Origin of the sequence: Mycobacterium sp., assembly GCF_035653355.1 — a bacterium.
GTDB lineage: Bacteria > Actinomycetota > Actinomycetes > Mycobacteriales > Mycobacteriaceae > Mycobacterium.
This window is the reverse complement of the sequence record NZ_DASRBZ010000308.1, coordinates 1-2,186: the sequence shown is the minus strand read 5'-3', so window position 1 is coordinate 2,186 and position 2,186 is coordinate 1. Positions and strand designations below refer to the sequence as shown.

The following is a 2,186-nucleotide window of genomic DNA, read 5'->3' as shown; positions in this document are numbered from 1 at the left end:
GACGGGACACTCGTCGAACTCAAGCGGATCGAGACCCGAAACCGCGCCACGACTGCGGTGCTCCCCGCCGAGTCGTGGTCTGTGATCGAACTGGAAACGCGTAGCGCCTGACCGCGTACTTGGCTGCCGTCCTCTTCCAGGTCGGCGGCGGCCAACGTACGCGGCGGCATGCCGCATTGCCCTGATGAGATCAGTGATCGAGCAGGCCGTGTTTGGCGATCAGAAAGCCGAGTTGGGCACGGCTTGTGCTGCCCAATTCGCGGGAGAGGCGGCCGACGTACGCGGCGACGGTGCGTCGGCTGAGGCCGAGATGTCGGCCGATGGCGTCGTCGGTCTTGCCGCTGATCAGAAGTCGAACTATGTCTTTCAGCTGGCCCGATTCGCCCACCGTCCCGGTCGTGCGCCGGTTGCCGAACCGCCACGGCTCGGCGTAGCTCCAGGCCTTGTCGAACATGCGCTGTACGAAGTTCGCGACGAGAGGATGGCGTATCTCCAGCACCGTGTTCGATCGACCTTGGGCAAGCGAAACGAACGCGGTGTGGTCATCACAGACGGTGAGTCCGTCTGACAACTCGACCGCGGTGCGGATCTCCACACCACTCTGCGCCAGTGTCTCGACGCACTGACTGAAGCCGACGTCTTTGCGCAGGCTGCGGGGGTAAAGATGGCGCTGCTGGATACCCTGGTCCGCATGGCGAACCCGCCTGCGCAGGGCAGCGGACAGCGACTCCTCGCTTACCTCCGTCGCGGGCAGCGCGGAGAGGAATCGCTCTTCGCAGGCGTTCGCGGCCCGGTCGAGTGCGTGCGCGACGTCTTCCGGGCGCCGGTGCGATATCACCATGTCGTGGCCGCCGCCAGTTCGCCAGCCCGCGGTGGTGGCAGCGAGCGCCTCGCCTACTGCGTTGAGCGTTCCCTGGTAACCCGCCGCGACGTCGCGGGCGGCCTTGGCGAGCAGGCGCACCGCTATCGGAGCCTCGACCGGCCTGAGGCTTTGCGGTTCGGCCTCGTCGGCGACGAGGAGGCCGAGCCTGCGTATGCAATCGGTGGCGGCCTCGGCGGGAATCCTTCCGGTCTGGAAGGCCAAGGCGTAGATCGCCGCGCCTTGGGGGCACAGTGCCGAGTGGTCGGACATGACGGTTGCGTGCGCGGACCGGCACATGACTTCCCCCTGTACGTCTGTGCAATGCACGAACGTGAAGTCGATTCGTGCTGACAATGAACCGCTCAACGGTACATGATCAGTGTGCTGACGTGCTCGGATTTGTCGGCTTGGCCTGACACGCCAGCGGCAGCGAGGCCGGTCGGTGACGCCATGGGCCGACTCACTCGTCACACACAGACTCGCAAGCCGGTTTTTGGGGGTACTGGGAAATGGCTCGCTCGACACTTCGGCTGCTGCTCGCGGTGGCGCTGGCCTCGGGAGGCGCGGTCGCGGTCGCCGCTCCGGCCAAGGCATCCTGCGTCGATGGCGACGGCACCGACTGTCTCTACTACTCGGCGAACGGCACTGGCGCGCGTGTCGCCGTCTCAGGGAACATCCCCTGCTACGACTGGTGCACTGTCAACTACGTCTTCAACGACGCGACCCGCGGCTCCGCCGGATTGAACCAAGCCGTGCGAAACAACACGCATTATGTATACAACAACAGCTACTGCACGTTAGCGATCTATGTGAGCCCCAACTACGGCGGCGCCGCGGACTACTTCGACTTCAACGGCGGGCTCGGTGGGGACGGCGAACCGGCTTACTGGTACGGCAACTTGAATCACACGCTGAACAACGACGCGTCGCAGGCCGAGGACTGCGGCTGAGATGCGTCAACCTGGATCGGGATTCCGGCTCGGGCGTCAGCTGCGGATCACCGCTGCGGCGGGGATAGTCGGCGTCGCTACTTGCCTCGCGCTGTCATCGTGCGCCGGGGCAGCCGGCGCACGGCCGCACGCGTTAAACGAGTCGCAACATCCTGTTTCAATGGTAACCGGCGCGCCGCCGCTCGAAACCGCTGACGGGCTCTCGTTGCCGCTGGAGCAGTATCTGCCGAAGATTTCCGAGCTGCACGTCATCGATCTGGCGAGCGCGTCGCTGATCAAGAAATGTATGGCGCGGTACGGCTTCGGATATTCTTCGCCAACCCGGCCTCCGGCTGTGCGGGATGACGGCGACCCGGCGAACATGTCGAGGCGGT

The 2,186-nt window shown here is 65.1% G+C and carries 3 protein-coding genes; 2 read left to right on the top strand and 1 reads right to left on the bottom strand.

All coding sequences use genetic code 11. From position 1 onward, the window contains the following. Positions 1 to 190 precede the first annotated feature (190 nt). Positions 191 to 1,132 (bottom strand): helix-turn-helix transcriptional regulator, encoded by a 942-nt coding sequence (locus VFA16_RS10690; protein ID WP_324967783.1) that lies wholly within the window; start codon positions 1,130 to 1,132, stop codon positions 191 to 193. Positions 1,133 to 1,371: 239 nt separating this feature from the next. Here VFA16_RS10690 and VFA16_RS10685 point away from each other — a divergent pair, with 239 nt between their 5' ends. Next, entirely contained in the window at positions 1,372 to 1,812 is a 441-nt protein-coding gene (locus VFA16_RS10685) for a peptidase inhibitor family I36 protein (RefSeq protein WP_324967782.1), read from the top strand. A 160-nt stretch (positions 1,813 to 1,972) separates the two neighbouring features. Continuing rightward, positions 1,973 to 2,186: hypothetical protein (locus VFA16_RS10680; RefSeq protein WP_324967781.1), on the top strand; the 214-nt coding region annotated here is incomplete at its 3' end.

Excerpts from the sequence above, each read along its gene's own strand:
- VFA16_RS10690 (WP_324967783.1), bottom strand. The coding sequence starts at position 1,132 with ATGTCCGACCACTCGGCACTGTGCCCCCAAGGCGCGGCGATCTACGCC.
- VFA16_RS10685 (WP_324967782.1), top strand. The coding sequence starts at position 1,372 with ATGGCTCGCTCGACACTTCGGCTGCTGCTCGCGGTGGCGCTGGCCTCG.